Genomic DNA, 17,100 nt, shown 5'->3' with positions numbered 1-17,100 from the left:
TTAATTTCTCCTTTTTATATAACTTCTTCAACTTCTCTCATCATAACAACTTCTTCTTCTGTGTATGTTTTCATTGTAAATCCTGTAACTCCATATATAAATGTTATTAAAGGAGTTATCCAGTTTAAGAAACAGTATGGAATAAATTCAAAAGAACTAACTCCTAATGTTTGACTACAAAATATTGCATTTGAATTCCATGGAATTAGTGGAGCCCCTAAGGTTGCAGTATCTTGTATAATCCTAGATAAGTTTTCAGGTTTTAAATTAAATTCCTTGTATAAAGGTTCCATTATAGTTCCGACAAATACAGATGTAAACATCATAGAAGAACTAAACGCATTTGCAAGATAACTAGATATAAATGTAGTTCCAATTAATTTAGTTCTAGACTTTCCTATCTTACTTAACATAGGTTGTAATAAAACTTCTAAAAACCCTGCCTTTTGTAAAATTCCAGCTATAACAAATACTATAAATACTAATAATACAGTCTCTGCCATACTCATTATTCCACCACGATTTAATAGTTTATCTGTATATTCAAGACCTGTATCTATAGAAAAACCATTAAGCATATAATTTAATAACTTACTAACACTTTCTCCTTCTTGGAAAAACGCTATAATTGCGCCTGCTACTCCAGAAGCTAGTATGGAAACTATAGATGGCTTTTGTAAAAGTAATAGAATAAGTAAAAATATTATTGGTATTATTGAAACAAATCCTATATTAAAATTAGCTTTTAAAACTTCCATTACTTGATTTATTTGATTGTAATCTATAGTATTATTAGCATATTTAAATCCTATAACTGTATATAAAACTACACAAATTATATAAGCCGGAACTGCCGATAAAGTCATATGTTTTATATGAGTTATAACATCGGTTTTACAAACTGCAGCTGATAAGTTCGTAGAATCTGAAAGAGGAGAAATCTTATCTCCAAAAAACGCACCAGATATTATAGCTCCAGCTGTTAAACCCGCAGGAACCCCCATACTAGTTCCAATACTCATTAAAGCTATACCTGAAGTACCTAAAGTCCCCCATGAAGTTCCCGTAGCTATAGATGTTAAAGAACATACTACTAATGTTGTAACTAAAAAGTATTTAGGTGTTATTATAGCAAGTCCACTGTAAACTATAGTTGGAATAGTTCCAGCCGCTATCCATGTAGCAATCAATACTCCAACAGAAAGCACAATTATATTAGATTGAAATGCACCTTTTCCAACATCAAATCCCATTTCTTCAATTTCACTATTCGTGTAACCTAACTTCATAGCAGCAGGAACTACTATTAACCATGATAATAAAAACATTGTTGTTATAGATGCCTTAAATACAACCATTCCAACTGTAGTTAAAGATATAATTGCAACCATTACTAACACTGCAAACTGAAACGTAGGTTTTCTTTTTTCTATGTTTTTGCTCATTTTAACTGTCCATCCTTCTTAATCTCTTTTATTTATATTTTGTAGAATATTTGTTATAACGATAATAAACATTCCAGTTACAGGAATGTCAATATATTTTAAATTACTATTGTATTCCTGTTCTTCATTTTTAAATATTTGTATCTAGTAAATTACTCATTAACCTCATGTCTTTCTTGATATCCTTTTCCTGAAACCCTAAAGTCACCATCCTTATACTTTTATTTCATAATACTATTAAGCAATATCTATGCCAAATTAATTTTTTTAAAAATACATTACATATAATCATTGAAATTTCAGTAAATGTTTTTTTACTTTATTAAGAAATCCTTTTTAAATTTAATTTAGCTAATCATTAGATTTCGTTACATTTTTAACCCATTAAACAAATAAAAAGGTTTAATGGGTTAAATAGGACACCCCTTAAACCTTTTTACTAATTTTATATCTCAAATTCAGTATTATTCTTATCTATAAATCCTACCTTTACATCACAAGAAAATACTTCTTTTAATAAACTTGCTAATTCATCTCTTGCCGACATAACACTATCATAGTTTTTATTTGTAAATCCATCTATAGGGAAAAATATGTTCTTACTTTCATTGGTGATTTTTCCTTGCTCGCTTTGTCTCCATATCCATCTTCTTGTTCTTACATTGTCTCCAGCTGAATAAATTAATTCACCATCTTCCAAAATTTCTGTTTCTTCAGTTCCTAAAGGAATAAAACTATCCCCTTCTTTAGAAAATCTAACCTCTATATCCCCATCTAGTGTATCTATATCATGTGCTCCTAATGGAACCATATATTTTAAAGATACTGCATTTCCTAAATCTACAATAGGGCTTATATTAGGTAGTCCTTTACCTTTAGATGTTCTAGTAAGCATAGCTTCAATAGAACTCATAAATTTATTTGGGTTAATTCCTAGTGCTTTAAATGCATCTCTATAATATAGTATGCCCTCTAATTCTTTAACCTTAGTGTCTTTAAACTCATCTTCACAGTTTTTTATTGATTGGTTTAATTTTTCTATAATATCATTTTTTACTAAGCTATTATCAATTCCCTTTGCTACTATAACTCCAAAACAAACATTATCTAACTTTTCAAAGACTTCACTTGATACACTAAATTTCATATTAATCCTCCAAAACTTTGAGTCCTATTTATAATAAAACTCGTATTTTACTACCATGTTTATTATAAAAATAATAAACATTCCAGTAGCTGGAATGTCAATATTTTTTTACTAGTATTTGTATTTCTGTTACATATTCTGAAGAATTTGTGGTTAATCCTGAATCAACTAATGTTATTTCTATGGAATCCTCTAATATTTCATAGTTATTTTGTTCTATATATTTTAAAATTCTTTCATAGTAAATATCAGAATCATCATGTAATCCATTAAACCTTAAACATATATACCTTCCTTTAGGTAAAATTTTGCTTATTTCTTTACTGTATTTTTTATTTTCTACAAAAATAAAAGTTGAGTCATACTCTTTGAATAATTTATGTTTTAATTTATCTTTAGATATAGAAACACCTACTTCTCCTAAAAATATAGATGATTTTTTATTTGCCTTATTTTCTAGTTTTCTAATAGAAATCTCTAAGTCTTTGTTTGTCTTAACTTCTTCTTTTAATAAAACAATAGACCTCTCTTCAATATCAGATTCTATTATCTTATTTATTTTTTCATAGTCTATTGAATCTTTTATTTTACTAATTCTACCCTTAACTTTATTTTGTATAATTTCTAATTCTTCTATTTTTTTCTTAATTGCTTCTTCTTGAATTTCGAATAAGTTAAGAGTGTTATTTATACTTCTATTATCTAAATGAGATTTTATTTTACTTAGAGGTATTCCCATGCTTTTTAGATAAATTATAGTATTTAATTTTTCAAATTGATTTGTTGTGTAATATCTATAGTTGTTTTTTTCGTCTATATAACTTGGTTTAAATAAATCTATTTCATCATAATACCTTAATGTCTTTTTATTAATGTCAAATAAAATTGCTATTTCTCCTATTGTAAATAAGTCTTTTATATTAGTTTTATTACTCATTTATATCCTCTCTATAATCAATATTTTTAGTCAATTATATCATTTTAAAATCTACTATATTGTTAGTTATACAAAATTCATTTACTATAACTAACAATATAATATCAATATAGAAACACATACAATTTTATTTTTTATTTTAATAAATCATTTAAAAGTCTTATTTATAAACGTTGATTTTGTAAGACTGTTTATAAAAAAATGGATTTAAACTTTTTATATCCTCTTTTATATACCTATGGTTCACACTAACTACATTAAAATTAAATATTTTAAAAATAAACTGCATGCAATAACCTAGTCCAATACTAGTTATAATCGTTCCAATTCCAATAGTTCTCCCTAATAAAAAGCCTATAATCACTACTCCTATTTCTAAAAATCCCCTTAATACTCTAATTGATCTCCCACTTCTTTTTTGAAGTGCAACCATCATACCATCTCTAGCCCCACTTCCTATTCCTACTCCAATATATAAATAACATCCTACACTTAGTAGAATCATTCCTATAACTATCATTAAAATTCCCAATCCTAAATTTTCACCCCAAAATACATTTAGAGCTAATACTATAGCACTAACAATATATTTGCATTTCCTATAGTAATACCTGTAGTTTTAGATATCCCTTCGTGTAATACATCCCAAGAGGATAACCCTAAATTTGCATTTATAGTTAATACTATTCCTACTGCACAAAATATAAATCCAATCATTAATTTAATAAGCTTAAATAATTTAGTTCTCAGGTTAACCCTTCTTTCTATAAATCTATATATGATATAATTTTTGATTATTGTTTACAAGTCATGATAAAATGATATATATATTTTTTTTTAGGAGGTGATTGTTTGCCTGTAGATAGAACAAATAAAGTTAGCTGTAGTCATTATAGATGTGAAATTGAAGTTACACTTGAAGTTATAGGTGGTAAGTGGAAATCTCTTATACTATGGAATTTAGGTATTCATGAGGTTATTCGATACAATGAATTTAGAACCATAATCCCAGATATAAGCCAAAAGATGTTAACTCAACAATTAAGATTTTTAGAAAAAAATCTTCTTATACATAGAAAAGTCTATAATCAAGTTCCTCCTATGGTTGAATATTCACTTACGGATTTAGGTAAAAAACTATTGCCTATATTAAATCAAATGGATGTTTGGGGTAAAGAATTTGTTAATGAATTTTCTAAAAGGAAATAGAAGGGTCTTCCTTCTATTTTCATAACCTCATTACTATATTTACAAAAGAATTTTTAAATATTTTCTTTTGATTTTAAGTAATTATCTATAGAATTTGCAACAGCTTTAGCTGAAACTACTGCTTCTATAACAGTTTTAGGTCCATAAGCAACATCCCCACTAGAAAATACTCCTTCTCTTGATGTACTTCCGTCACTATCTGTTATGATAAGTCCTCTATCATTAGCCTTTAAACTTTTATTGTTTGAAATAATAGTATTTCGTGGTATTTGACTAATTGCAATTAAGATAGAATCACATTGAAATAATTTCTCACTATTTTCAATCTTAACCACTGAAATATTTCCATCTTCATCAATATTTTTTTTAGTATCCATAAGCACAATCCCATTTTCATTTATTTCAACTGGAGCTTTGTATGTTAAAAATTCAACCCCTTCTTTTAATGCATCTTCTATTTCTGCTTTAGTTGCACTCATATTTGAAAAACCTCTTCTATAAGCAACATATACCTCTTTAGCTCCATAATATTTAGCACTTCTTGCTGCATCCATAGCAACATTTCCCGCACCTATTACAACCACTTTTCCACCTATATCATAGTTCTTTGGAGATCTTAAGTAATCTATTGCATAGTAAGAGTTTCCTAAAGTTTCCCCTTTTATATTTAATCTCTTTGGATTCCAAGTACCCGTACCTATAAATACAGCATCATACCCATCCTCAAATAACTTATCTATAGTTATAATTTGTCCTATTGTTGTATTTACTTTAAACTTAACCCCTGCTTCTTTTAATGTGTTTATTAAATTATCTATTATACTTCTTGGTAATCTAAACTCAGGTATACCATACCTTAGAATACCCCCTAACTCTTCATTCTTCTCAAAGACTGTTACATCATAACCTTTTTTTATAAGTTCAACTGCTACAGTAAGACCTGCTGGTCCCGAACCCACAATTGCAATTTTTTTATTATTTTTATCTATATTTATTTTTAACTTTCCAAATTTTAAAAACTCTGTTGATATATATTCTTCTATCTTATAAAACTCAATAGCTTTTCCTTTTATTCCTTTTATACAACTACCTAAACATTGTTTTTCATGAGGACATACTATAGCACATATTGCTGATAATGGATTGTTATTAAATAATATTTCTCCTGCCTCTTTTATTTTCCCATCCTTATATAATCTTATAATTGTTGGTATTTCTGTATTTATAGGGCAGCTTTGCTTACATCTTGGATTTTTGCATAGTAAGCACTTATTTGCTTTATTTATTAATTCTGTCATTTTACACCACCTTAGATGAAATTTATAAAGGTTATTATAATTTTTTTAAACTTATCCTCTATCGTTTGATTTTATTGTACTAACAATTCATGTTCCTTCCTGAATTTAATAGAAATAAAGCCCCTATTTTCATAGGTGGCTTATTCCAATTAGTAAATATATATTTATTAGAAGTTTACATCTTCTCCATAGTAAACTGCTTTAAATAATTCTTTCATTTCTTCTACTGATATCTGTCTTGGATTTGTACCTGTACATGGATCAGCCAATGTTGTTTCTGATATAGATTGTAAGTTTTTGTTAAATACTTCTTCAGATAAACCAAATTCTTTTAATGAGTTAGCCATTCCCATGTCTTTTCTAAATTGTTTTACAACATTTACTAATGAATTTACTAATTCATCTTCTGTATTCCCAACTAAACCTAATCTCTTAGCTATATCTGCATATGCAGCTTTTGCTGTTTTTGAATTAAATTGTATTGCAGCTGGTAAGTAAATCGCATTTGCTAAACCGTGAGGTATATCAAATATCTTACCTGTTTTATGTGCCATAGAGTGAACTATACCTAATATTGCATTTGAGAATGCCATACCTGCTAAGTTTTGAGCTATATGCATATCTTTTCTCGCTTGGTCTTCACCATTGAAAGATTTAACTAAATTTTCATAAATCATTTCTATTGATTTCATAGATAAAGCATCTGTTATTGGATTTCTAGCATTAGATACATAAGCTTCTATTGCATGTGTTAAAGCATCCATACCAGTGTTTGCTACTAATGTTTTAGGCATAGTTTGAACTAATTTAGTATCTACTATAGCTATATCTGGTGTTATGTTATAGTCTGCTATTGGATATTTAACTCCTGTTTCATTATCTGTTATTACTGAGAATGAAGTTACTTCTGTTGCAGTTCCACTTGTAGTTGGTATCGCTATGAAGTGAGCTTTCTGTCTAAGTTCTGGTAAGTTAAATGGTTTTGCAGCTTCTTCGAAAGTAAATTCTGGATACTCGTAGAATATCCACATAGCTTTTGCCGCATCTATCGGAGAACCTCCTCCTATTCCTATTATTAAGTCAGGATTGAATTCATTCATCATTTCAACACCTTTTCTTACAGTAGCAACTGATGGATCATTTTCAACTCCTTTAAAGATTACTGTCTCTATATTTGCTTCTTTTAAGTTCTCTTGTATTTTAGGAACTGTTCCATCTTTTATTAATCTCTCAGACCCTATAACAAGCATTGCTTTTTTACCTCTTGCATTTTTTAAATAATCTATTGCGTCATCTCCAAAATATAAGTCTCTTGGTATTGTAAATCTATTCATATTGATTCCTCCTAGTTTTTATTTGTTGTTGATTACATTTATTAGTATAGATAGACTCAAAACAAAAAAAAAGAAGGCACTTTTCGGTATGACACACACTAAAAGGTAGTATTTATGTAATTTCAAATATTATATTTCTATAATTTTTTCTTTTTTAATTAACTATATGTATTATATATTTTTCCTCTAAATCAATAACTCCCATAAAAACATATGATGGTATTATAGTAATAAAAATAGACCCCGGACAAAAGGGGGCTATTTTTTAATAGTTAACATTTTATTTTTTCTTATAAGCTGTATTTATAAGCGGTAAGCTAGTTCTAAACTCTTTATCAAATCTATAGTAAGCATTTGCTGTTGCAGGTGCTGTTGGTATTGCTGTTATTTCCCCTATACCTTTAGCTCCATATGCCAACCCATCTTTATTTTTTTCTATTATTATAGGCTCTATTGGTGGAGCATCTGTTGATTTAAAAAGTCCTAGTGTCCCATACTTAGCTTTAGGCACACAATTTTCTAATGGATAAGTTTCTGTAAGTGCATATCCTAATGACATCACTACTCCACCTTCGATTTGACCTTCAACATTAATTGGATTAACTGCTCTACCAACATCATGTGCAGCTATAACTTTTTCTAATTTTCCATTTTCATCTAGTATTACAACTTGAGTAGCATATCCATAGGCAACGTGACTCACTGGATTTTCTTTATCAGATCCCATTCTATCTGTCACACTAGAATATGTTCCTAAAAACTCTTTACCCTCTAAGTCATTTATTGTTTTCCCAGAATCTAGTTCCTTTTTAAGTTCAAGGCATGCATTTTTTGTTGCCTCTCCTGTAAATACAGTTTGTCTAGATGCTGTAGTATTTCCTGAATCAGGAGTTAAATGAGTATCAGGGGCTTGATATATAACATCTTCTGGTTTTAACCCTGTAGTCTGACAAAGCATTTGAATCATAGTTGTTGCTAATCCTTGGCCTATGCAAGATGCACTTGTTCTTAAATGTATTTTCCCATCTTTTATAGCTAACTTGCATCTACCTATATCCGGTATTCCTACTCCTACCCCTGCATTTTTCATAGCACAAGCTATTCCTGCATAAGGATATTTATCATACTCTTCCTTAACAGCCTCTAATGTTTCTACCATAGCTGTTCCTTCATCTGCTATTTGCCCATTTGGTAATACTTGACCTGGTCTTATAGCATTTCTATATCTTATCTCCCATGGAGATATTCCTACCATTTCTGCTAGTAAATTTAAATTTGATTCTGTAGCAAAACAGCTCTGTGTTACTCCAAATCCTCTAAATGCCCCTCCTGGAGGATTATTTGTATATACTGCCTTACCATGTATATCTATATCTTGATAATTATAAGGTCCTGCTGCATGTGTACATGCTCTTTCTAATACTGGACCTCCTAGAGATGCATATGCCCCAGTATCTGAAACTATTGTAGCTTTTAGTGCTGTTAAGTATCCATTTTCATCACATGAAGTTGTAAACTCCATCTCCATTGCATGTTTTTTTGGATGCACTATTATGCTTTCTTTTCTAGTTAGTTGAACCTTTACATATTGCTTAGTATGATATGCAAGTAAAGCAGCATGATGTTGTACACTCATGTCCTCTTTACCTCCAAATCCTCCACCAACCATTTTATTTATTACTCTAACCTTTTCATGTGGAAGACCTAACATATCTGCGCACTCATGTTGAGTTGCATATACTCCTTGATCTGAAGAATATATTATTACACCATCATCTTCATAAGGTCCAGCTACTGCACATTCTGGCTCTAAAAAAGCATGCTCATTAAATGGAACAGAATATCTTCTTGTTACTACATGCTTAGAATTTTTTATTTTTTCATCAGCATTTCCTCTTACTAATTCTTTTTCTACTAAAACATTTCCACCCTCATGAATTTCAGGTGCATCTTCTTTCAATGCTTCTTCTGGGCAAGTTAAAGGTTTTAGTTCTTCATACTCAACCTTAACTAACTTCTTAGCTTCTTCTAAAGCTTCTTTTGATTTTGCAGCTACTAGTGCTACTGAGTCTCCTAAATATCTAGTAATTTCACCTTCTGGAATTAACGTATCCCAGTCTTTCTTTAAGTGACCTACTTTTATTGTTCCAGGTATATCTTTAGCAGTTAATACAGCTACTACACCTGGATAATTTTTAGCTTCTTCTATATCAATTTTCTTTACTAAAGCTCTTGGATACATAGTTCTTAATGCAGATCCATAAATCATTCCATCTATTCTAATATCATCTACATACTCTGCTTTACCTAAAGTTTTTGCTACTGCATCCACTCTATGTAATTTATCTCCAACAAGCCCTTTACACTCAACTTTGGGAACTTCTATATTTTCTCTAAGAATTTTAGCAGCTTGCTTTACTGCTTCTACTATCTTTACATATCCTGTACATCTACATATGTTTCCTCTTAATGCTTTTCTTATTTCTTCTTCTGTTGGATCTGGGTTTACATCTAGTAATGCTTTAGAACTTATTACCATCCCAGGTATGCAGAACCCACATTGTACTGCTCCTGCATTTGTAAATGCATATGCATATGCATCCATTTCTTTTTCAGACATTCCTTCTATGGTAACAATATTTTTACCTACTAACTTTTGTGTGTTAAATACACAAGCTTTTGTAGCTTTACCATCTATAATAACCATACAAGTTCCACATGCACCCTCTGCACATCCATTTTTTACAGAAGTTATGTTCATATCTTCTCTTAAAAACTCTAATAGTTTTTTATTTTCTTTTGCTTGAACAATTTCCCCGTTTAATGTGAATTCAAACATATATGACCCCCTAGTTTATAGTTCTTACTATATACTTTCCAGTAGGATGTTCTACTGTTAACTTTCCTTCTTTTATAATTTCAATCCCCCTTAAAAATACATGCCTAAACTGGCAATCAACTTCGTATCCTTCGTATGGAGTATAGTCCGTATTTTGAGTTTGATTTTCTGCGCTTATTGTATTTTTTATTTCAGGATCTATAACCACTAAATCTGCATCGCTACCCACTTCAATGCTTCCTTTTTGAGGATACATACCAAATAATTTTGCTGCTTTTGTAGATGTTAACTCTACAAATTTATTCATGCTTATTTTTCCTTCTTTAACTCCATATGTGTATAAAAGACCCATTCTATGTTCAACTCCTGGTCCTCCATTTGGAATTTTGCTAAAATCATTTATCCCAATATCCTTTTGCCCTTTATAGTTAAATGAACAATGGTCTGTTCCTATAGCATCAATATCTCCATCTTCTAAAGCTTTCCATAAAGCTTCGTTATCTACTTTTTTTCTAAGAGGTGGTGACATCACATACTTAGCACTTTCAAACCCATCTAAATCATATAATTTATCATCTAAAAGCAAATATTGTGGGCAAGTTTCTGTATATACCTTAACCCCATCCAATCTAGCTTTTTTAACTTCTTCTAGTGCAGCTTTTGAACTTAAATGAACTACATACACTGGTGCATTTGCAGTCTTTGCGATCTTCATTAATCTATAAGTCGCCTCTACTTCTAAATCTACCGGTCTACTTATCTGATGGTATTTAGGTGACAATTGATTATTTTCTTTGCATTCATTTATTAGCTCATTTATTATATCTCCATTTTCACAGTGGAATCCTATAAGTACGCCTAACTCCTTAGCTCTTTTTAAAGCCTTGAATATAATTCCATCATCAACTTGTAGTGTATCTTTATATGCCATATACATTTTAAATGATGTAACACCCTCATTTATCATATCTTCCATTTCTTTAGATGTAGTATCATTCCAATCTGTTATAGCCATATGAAATCCATAATCTGAATAGCATCTTCCACTAGATTTATCATGCCATTCTCTAAGGCCATCATTTAATGTATTTTCTTTTGATTGAGTAGCAAAATCTAGTATTGTAGTTGTTCCTCCAACTATAGCTGCTTTAGTTCCTGTTTCAAAATTATCAGCTGTTATTGTAGTTCCAACATCTAAGTCAAAATGAGTGTGAGTATCTATTCCTCCAGGTACAAGATAGCACCCATTTATAGGTACTATCTCATCTCCTTCTTTAAATAAATCAGACCCAATTTCAGCTATTCTTTCATTTTCAATTCTTACATCTGCTTTATAGGATTTTATATCCGTTACTATTGTTCCACCTTGTAAAATTAGACCCATTTTAATTTCCTGCCTTTACTTTGCTTCTACAGCACCCATTTGCATTGTTAATGCTCTCTTTGGACATCGTGTTACGCATAATCCACATCCAAAACATTTATCTTCATCTATAACCATTTCATCTCCAACTTCAATTGCTTCGTATACACAACTTGTTACGCATTTCTTACATTTTATACATTTATCTTGATCTACTTGTGGAGCTACTGAATGAGTTCTAAATTCCATTTCTTGAACTTTCTTATGTGCTAATCCTTTTATTTCATTTACATCTGAATATCCATTTGCTTCTAAGAATTCGTTTAATTCTCTAGCTATTTTTCCGTATACTTGTGGTCCTTTAAGTATTGCTTCTGTACAAGTTTGTACTGCTGAAGCCCCAGCCATCATCATTTCAGCAACATCTCTTCCACAAGTTATTCCACCTACACCTATTATTGGTATATTTACAACTTTAGAAGCTTCGTATATACATCTTACTGCTAACGGTCTTATTGGAGCTCCTGATAACCATCCGTATCCTGTTTTACTTCCCATTATAGGGAATCCTGTTTCAACATCTATTGCCATACATGGCCCAAATGAATTTATCATTACAAGTCCATCTGCTCCTGCTTCTTCAACAGCTTTTGCTATTGTTTGTATATCAGTGTGAGGACTCATTTTCATAAATACTGGTACGTCTAATGCAGCTTTTGCAGCTTTTAAAGCATTTACTATAGGAGTAACATCTGTTCCTACATAATGTGTAGATAATTCAACTGCATCTGCATAAGGCTTAACAAGTGGTGCTACTTTAGCGATATCTTCTGCTGTATATCCCATACTTATTATTACTGGAACTCCTGCACTTTTAGCTTTTGCATATTCTTCAGCTATCCATTGTTCCTTTGGTAATTCAGACCATAACTCCGTATTTAAGAACCCACTATTAGTATTTGCCATACATGGTCTTGGTACATCTGCTGGAAGTACAGATATAGTTTTTGTGCATATACCTCCTGCTCCACCTTTTACAGCTTCTATACATAAATCTCCATCTTTAGCTCCTGGTCCTGCTGCTGTCATTATTGGATTTGGAAACTCCATATCGTGTATTTTAACTTGTAAATTTGCCATTTTTTAATCTCCCCTTTTTTATTTTTGTTTATATTTTCACAAAACTCATTCTAATCAATATATTTAAACTGCTTTTTCATCTGTTTCATTATCATTGTTTGATTCTTTTTTACTTCCTAATTCATTAAAGAATATGTTCAGTAAAACTGCAGCTAAACTTCCTGTTGTTATACCACTATGGAATATTGTTTGCACCCAATTTGGGAAGTTATGATAAAAATCAGGATTTGCTAAAGGTATCATAGCTAATCCAACACTTATTGCTACAATTACTCCATTTTTTGTTCCATTAAATTCAACTTTGCTTAAAGTTCTTATTCCACCTACTAAAACCATCCCAAACATCGCGAATCCTACTCCACCAAGAACCTGTTTAGGTATTGCTGCTATTATTGATGCAAATTTAGGTATAAATCCTAATACCAATAAGATAATACCTGCATGTATCGCTATGTATCTTGACTTTATTCCCATCAATCCAACAAGCCCTGTATTTTGAGCAAATGGAGTTATTGGGAATGAGTTGAATATACTAGATAGAAAAGTTGAGATACCATCTCCTCTTAATGCTCTTTTTATATTTGCTCCATCTATATCTTTATCTACCATCTCATGTATTGCCATCATGTTTCCTAATGATTCAGTCATTAGGACTAACATTATTAATCCTAAAGATATTACTGCTGATGGTTCAAATACTGGCATACCAAATTTTAAAGGTACATTAACACTAAACCAACTTGCACTAGATATATTACTAAAATCAGCCATACCTAATACACCTGCTAATACTGTTCCGATTACTATTGCAAAAAGTATTGCTGCACTATTCCATATTCCTTTTAAATACTTAAATAGAATAATAGTTATAGCTAATACAGCTAGTGCTAATCCTACTTGAGACGGTTCAGCTGGCCCTACTTTACTATCAGTTATCCACTTAATCCCAACTGGTAATAGAGATACTCCTATTACCAACACTACTGTTCCTGTTACTACTTTTGGGAAAAATCTTATTATTTTTTCAAATATTGGAGCTATTATTATACATAATAATCCAGCTGCCATAACTGCCCCAAACACAGTTTGCATAGCTAGATTTGGATCTTGATATGATGAAGCTATAGATGTCATGGCTGCAACAGCCGCAAAGCTAGTTCCTTCGATTACCGGAATCTTAGCACCTGCAATATTTCCTATACCAAAAGCTTGTATCAGCGTTCCTACCCCCGCCATAAATATACAAGCACTAATTAAAAAAACTATACTTTCATGGTCTAGTCCTGCAGCACTTCCTACCATCATAGGAACTGCCACCGCTCCTGCACACATTGCTAATACGTGTTGTAATGAGAATATCCATGACTTGGATACCGGTATTCTCTCATCCACCGGAGCTATTTTAGGGCTTTTTTCTTGAGACATTTATAGTCCCCCTTTTATATTATTTTTATATTCTATCCCACAATTTGTTGCTCATCTCTCTACTCTTTGCTAATATCGACTCTTCATCAATATTTAATAAAATTCTATCCTTCATCAATACTTTTCCATTTATTATGGTTGTATCAACACTTCTTCCTGTCATCCCAAATATTATGTGTCCGTTTTCTGTATTTTCATTAAGCGGAGTATGTGGTATATAATCTACAACTATTACATCAGCATATGCTCCCTCTTTTAAAACTCCTAGATCTTTTTTATAATGCTTACTAGCTATTTTTCTATTGTTTTCAAATAACATAGTTGGAGCTTCTGCCCATCCAACCCTTGGATCTCTTAATTGATGTTTATGTATTATATTTGCAACCTTTAAAGATTCAAACATATCACTTGTATATCCATCAGTTCCTAATCCAACAGTTATTCCTTTGTTTAATAAATGAACTACAGGAGCACATCCAACTGCATTTCCCATATTAGATTCTGGATTATGTACAACAAAAGATTTATTTTCTTTTATTAATTCCATTTCTTCAGAATCTATATGAATACAGTGAACTGCTATAGTTTTATCATTTAAAACATTGAAATCATTTAATCTTTGTACAACCTTTTTATTGTATTTTTCTTTATTTATAATGACATCATCTATCCCCTCTGCTGTATGTACATGATACCCAGCATCTAGATTAGCCATTTCATTTGCACATTTTTCTAAAGTTTCATCAGATAACGTAAAAGCTGCATGAAGGCCAAACATACCTTTTACCATATCTGAATCGTCATTTTGAGCAAATTTTATAAAATTAACGTTTTCCCGAATTCCTTGATCTATCGTTTTCAATCCATCTCTATCAGATACTTCATAACAAAGATTTGTTCTAATACCTAAGTCTTTAGCTACATCTTTTATAGTAAATAAACTTCCCTCTATATCAAATGGACTTGCATGGTGGTCAAATACTGTTGTAACCCCATTTTTTATAGAATCTATATAAGTTGCATAAGCACTATATTTTGTATCTTCTAAAGTAAGTTTTTTATCTAATCTCCACCACAAATTTTCTAGAATTTCCATAAAATTTTCTGATGGTTTTCCTGGTACAGCCATTCCCCTAGCAAAAGAACTATATATATGCATATGAGTGTTTATAAGCCCCGGCATTATTACCTTTTTATTCGCATCTATAAACTCATAATCTGAGTACTTTTCCTTCATTTCTTTAGTTGTACCAATCTCTTTTATAACATTGCCTTCAATAACTACACACCCATCATCCATATATGGATTTTGTTCATTTTTAGTTATCAATCTCCCATTTCCAACTAATATCATGTTTTGATACCTCCTAAGGTTATCTCAATACTTTACCAGCCTTAATATGTTTATATTCATTTTCTTCAATTACACAGTTTCCATTTATGATTACATAATCTATACCTGTTGGATATTGAGTAGAATCAATATAATCATCACACCCTGAAACTTTGTCTTTATCAAAGATAACTATATCTGCAAAGTATCCTTCTTTTAGTTGACCTCTATCTTTTATACTGAAACTTTGTGCAGCTTTTTTAGTCATTTTATGAACTGCTTCTTGTAAAGTCAGTACTCCTAATTCTCTAACATATCTTCCTAATATTTTAGGGAATGATCCATATGCTCTTGGATGTGGCTTTCCTGATAATAGACCATCTGTACAAACATTTTGTTCTTCTCTCTTCATGAAAGTTATAATATGTTCTTCTAGTCCGTAAAAATCTACCATTCCAACTGCATTTTCTTCTTCTAACAATAAGTCCATAGTAGCATCAACAGGATCTTTACCCCTCATTTCACCTATTTCTAGTAGACTTTTTCCTATTGTATTTTCATTCTTTTTATTCTTTACACTTGTAACAAAAATTTGATCTATACCTGCAAATTGAATAAAGTTATCCCAACCTTCTATTCCATTTTCGATATCTTTTTTCATTCTATTTCTATCATCTTCATTTTCTAATCTCTCTAATAGTTTATCTGTCCCACCTGAGTGTGCCCAAGGAGGAAGAACTACTCCAAGCATAGTACTGCCTGCAGCATATGGATATTGGTCAAATGAAACTTTTATCCCTTCTGATTTGACTTTTTCCAATAACTCTAAAACTTGTGGTATATACTTCCAATTATCTTTTCCACACACTTTGAAATGTGAAAAATGAACCTTAACCCCAGATTCCTTTCCTATTGTTATTATCTCTTCCATAGATGTAAGAATAGTATCAGCTTCACTTCTTTGATGAACAACAAATACTCCATCGTATTTTGCAACAACCTTACACATTTCTATTATCTCTTCAGTCATAGAATAAGCACATGGTATATATATAAGTCCTGTAGATAATCCAATAGCTCCTGCTTTTAATTCTCTTTCTGTGATTTCACACATTTTTTGGATTTCTTCTTTAGTTGCCGGTCTATCTTCTAATCCCATAGCTTCCATTCTAATATTTCCATGAGGAACTAAGTAAGTTTCATTTAATCCTACTCCGTTATCTTCCATCATAGTAAGATAGTTATCAGTAGTTTCATATTCCCAATCTATCTCGTCACTTTCACCATCTAGGCCTGCTAGATTTTTTCTCCATGAAGGAATAAATTCCTTAGGAAGTGGGGCCATAGATATACCATCTTGGCCCAACACTTCTGTTGTTATTCCTTGTCTTATCTTTATTTCATTAAATGGATTTACTAAAATCATAAGGTCTGAGTGGCTATGAGTATCTATAAAACCAGGACATACTACTCTACCTCTTGCATCTATTATCCTATCTACATCTTCTGTAATTTCAGTTGATATTTTACTTATCTTATCATCATTAATTAATACATCCCCTATAAATGGCTCTGTATTATTACCATCAACTACTAGCCCTTGCTTTATTAAAATTTTCATAACACTTAC

14 protein-coding genes are annotated in these 17,100 nt (G+C 31.0%); 1 reads left to right on the top strand and 13 read right to left on the bottom strand.

Translation table 11 applies throughout. The annotated features are described in order from the left end of the window. Positions 1 to 14 precede the first annotated feature (14 nt). The 5 genes from nhaC to KXZ80_RS17610 form a co-directional block, all read right to left on the bottom strand. On the bottom strand, positions 15 to 1,445 hold the full coding sequence (gene nhaC / locus KXZ80_RS02120; protein WP_021434040.1) for a Na+/H+ antiporter NhaC: 1,431 nt from the start codon (positions 1,443 to 1,445) through the stop codon (positions 15 to 17). 445 nt (positions 1,446 to 1,890) lie between these two features. Beyond that, positions 1,891 to 2,592, bottom strand: a complete 702-nt coding sequence (locus tag KXZ80_RS02115) for a B3/B4 domain-containing protein (RefSeq protein ID WP_021434041.1) — start codon at positions 2,590 to 2,592, stop codon at positions 1,891 to 1,893. 97 nt (positions 2,593 to 2,689) lie between these two features. After that, positions 2,690 to 3,529, bottom strand: coding sequence for a MerR family transcriptional regulator (locus tag KXZ80_RS02110; RefSeq protein WP_021434042.1), 840 nt, complete (start codon positions 3,527 to 3,529; stop codon positions 2,690 to 2,692). Between the two features lie 160 nt (positions 3,530 to 3,689). Continuing rightward, the gene (locus KXZ80_RS17615; RefSeq protein WP_021434043.1) at positions 3,690 to 4,049 is read right to left on the bottom strand and encodes a membrane protein; all 360 of its coding nucleotides are present in this window, start codon (positions 4,047 to 4,049) and stop codon (positions 3,690 to 3,692) included. A gap of 50 nt (positions 4,050 to 4,099) precedes the next feature. Further along, positions 4,100 to 4,246 (bottom strand): hypothetical protein, encoded by a 147-nt coding sequence (locus tag KXZ80_RS17610; protein WP_021434044.1) that lies wholly within the window; start codon positions 4,244 to 4,246, stop codon positions 4,100 to 4,102. Positions 4,247 to 4,381: 135 nt separating this feature from the next. Between KXZ80_RS17610 and KXZ80_RS02100 the strand changes: the two genes are divergently transcribed. Next, positions 4,382 to 4,738 carry a winged helix-turn-helix transcriptional regulator gene (locus tag KXZ80_RS02100; RefSeq protein ID WP_021434045.1) on the top strand — a complete coding sequence of 119 codons (357 nt, stop codon included), beginning with the start codon at positions 4,382 to 4,384 and terminating at the stop codon, positions 4,736 to 4,738. Between the two features lie 53 nt (positions 4,739 to 4,791). Here KXZ80_RS02100 and KXZ80_RS02095 read toward each other — a convergent pair whose 3' ends face one another. The 8 genes from KXZ80_RS02095 to KXZ80_RS02060 form a co-directional block, all read right to left on the bottom strand. Continuing rightward, a complete protein-coding gene (locus KXZ80_RS02095; protein WP_021434046.1) occupies positions 4,792 to 6,036 on the bottom strand; it encodes an NAD(P)-dependent oxidoreductase in 1,245 nt (414 codons plus the stop codon). Positions 6,037 to 6,203: 167 nt separating this feature from the next. Beyond that, entirely contained in the window at positions 6,204 to 7,370 is a 1,167-nt protein-coding gene (locus KXZ80_RS02090; RefSeq protein WP_021434047.1) for an iron-containing alcohol dehydrogenase, read from the bottom strand. A 280-nt stretch (positions 7,371 to 7,650) separates the two neighbouring features. Further along, a complete protein-coding gene (gene xdh / locus KXZ80_RS02085; protein WP_021434048.1) occupies positions 7,651 to 10,209 on the bottom strand; it encodes a selenium-dependent xanthine dehydrogenase in 2,559 nt (852 codons plus the stop codon). A gap of 10 nt (positions 10,210 to 10,219) precedes the next feature. Further along, on the bottom strand, positions 10,220 to 11,593 hold the full coding sequence (gene hydA, locus KXZ80_RS02080; RefSeq protein WP_021434049.1) for a dihydropyrimidinase: 1,374 nt from the start codon (positions 11,591 to 11,593) through the stop codon (positions 10,220 to 10,222). A 15-nt stretch (positions 11,594 to 11,608) separates the two neighbouring features. Continuing rightward, a complete protein-coding gene (locus KXZ80_RS02075) occupies positions 11,609 to 12,712 on the bottom strand; it encodes a 4Fe-4S binding protein (RefSeq protein WP_021434050.1) in 1,104 nt (367 codons plus the stop codon). 63 nt (positions 12,713 to 12,775) lie between these two features. After that, positions 12,776 to 14,137, bottom strand: coding sequence for a nucleobase:cation symporter-2 family protein (locus KXZ80_RS02070; RefSeq protein WP_021434051.1), 1,362 nt, complete (start codon positions 14,135 to 14,137; stop codon positions 12,776 to 12,778). 25 nt (positions 14,138 to 14,162) lie between these two features. Then, on the bottom strand, positions 14,163 to 15,491 hold the full coding sequence (ssnA, locus tag KXZ80_RS02065) for a putative aminohydrolase SsnA (RefSeq protein WP_021434052.1): 1,329 nt from the start codon (positions 15,489 to 15,491) through the stop codon (positions 14,163 to 14,165). Between the two features lie 19 nt (positions 15,492 to 15,510). Continuing rightward, positions 15,511 to 17,091, bottom strand: a complete 1,581-nt coding sequence (locus KXZ80_RS02060) for an N-acyl-D-amino-acid deacylase family protein (protein ID WP_021434053.1) — start codon at positions 17,089 to 17,091, stop codon at positions 15,511 to 15,513. Between the last annotated feature and the right edge of the window lie 9 nt (positions 17,092 to 17,100).

Source organism: Paraclostridium bifermentans (genome assembly GCF_019916025.1).
Lineage (GTDB): Bacteria > Bacillota > Clostridia > Peptostreptococcales > Peptostreptococcaceae > Paraclostridium > Paraclostridium bifermentans.
This window is presented reverse-complemented; position numbering and strand designations above follow the sequence as displayed.

Excerpts from the sequence above, each read along its gene's own strand:
- nhaC (WP_021434040.1), bottom strand. The coding sequence starts at position 1,445 with ATGAGCAAAAACATAGAAAAAAGAAAACCTACGTTTCAGTTTGCAGTG.
- KXZ80_RS02115 (WP_021434041.1), bottom strand. The coding sequence starts at position 2,592 with ATGAAATTTAGTGTATCAAGTGAAGTCTTTGAAAAGTTAGATAATGTT.
- KXZ80_RS02110 (WP_021434042.1), bottom strand. The coding sequence starts at position 3,529 with ATGAGTAATAAAACTAATATAAAAGACTTATTTACAATAGGAGAAATA.
- KXZ80_RS17615 (WP_021434043.1), bottom strand. The coding sequence starts at position 4,049 with ATGATAGTTATAGGAATGATTCTACTAAGTGTAGGATGTTATTTATAT.
- KXZ80_RS17610 (WP_021434044.1), bottom strand. The coding sequence starts at position 4,246 with ATGATTGGATTTATATTTTGTGCAGTAGGAATAGTATTAACTATAAAT.
- KXZ80_RS02095 (WP_021434046.1), bottom strand. The coding sequence starts at position 6,036 with ATGACAGAATTAATAAATAAAGCAAATAAGTGCTTACTATGCAAAAAT.
- KXZ80_RS02090 (WP_021434047.1), bottom strand. The coding sequence starts at position 7,370 with ATGAATAGATTTACAATACCAAGAGACTTATATTTTGGAGATGACGCA.
- xdh (WP_021434048.1), bottom strand. The coding sequence starts at position 10,209 with ATGTTTGAATTCACATTAAACGGGGAAATTGTTCAAGCAAAAGAAAAT.
- hydA (WP_021434049.1), bottom strand. The coding sequence starts at position 11,593 with ATGGGTCTAATTTTACAAGGTGGAACAATAGTAACGGATATAAAATCC.
- KXZ80_RS02075 (WP_021434050.1), bottom strand. The coding sequence starts at position 12,712 with ATGGCAAATTTACAAGTTAAAATACACGATATGGAGTTTCCAAATCCA.
- KXZ80_RS02070 (WP_021434051.1), bottom strand. The coding sequence starts at position 14,137 with ATGTCTCAAGAAAAAAGCCCTAAAATAGCTCCGGTGGATGAGAGAATA.
- ssnA (WP_021434052.1), bottom strand. The coding sequence starts at position 15,491 with ATGATATTAGTTGGAAATGGGAGATTGATAACTAAAAATGAACAAAAT.
- KXZ80_RS02060 (WP_021434053.1), bottom strand. The coding sequence starts at position 17,091 with ATGAAAATTTTAATAAAGCAAGGGCTAGTAGTTGATGGTAATAATACA.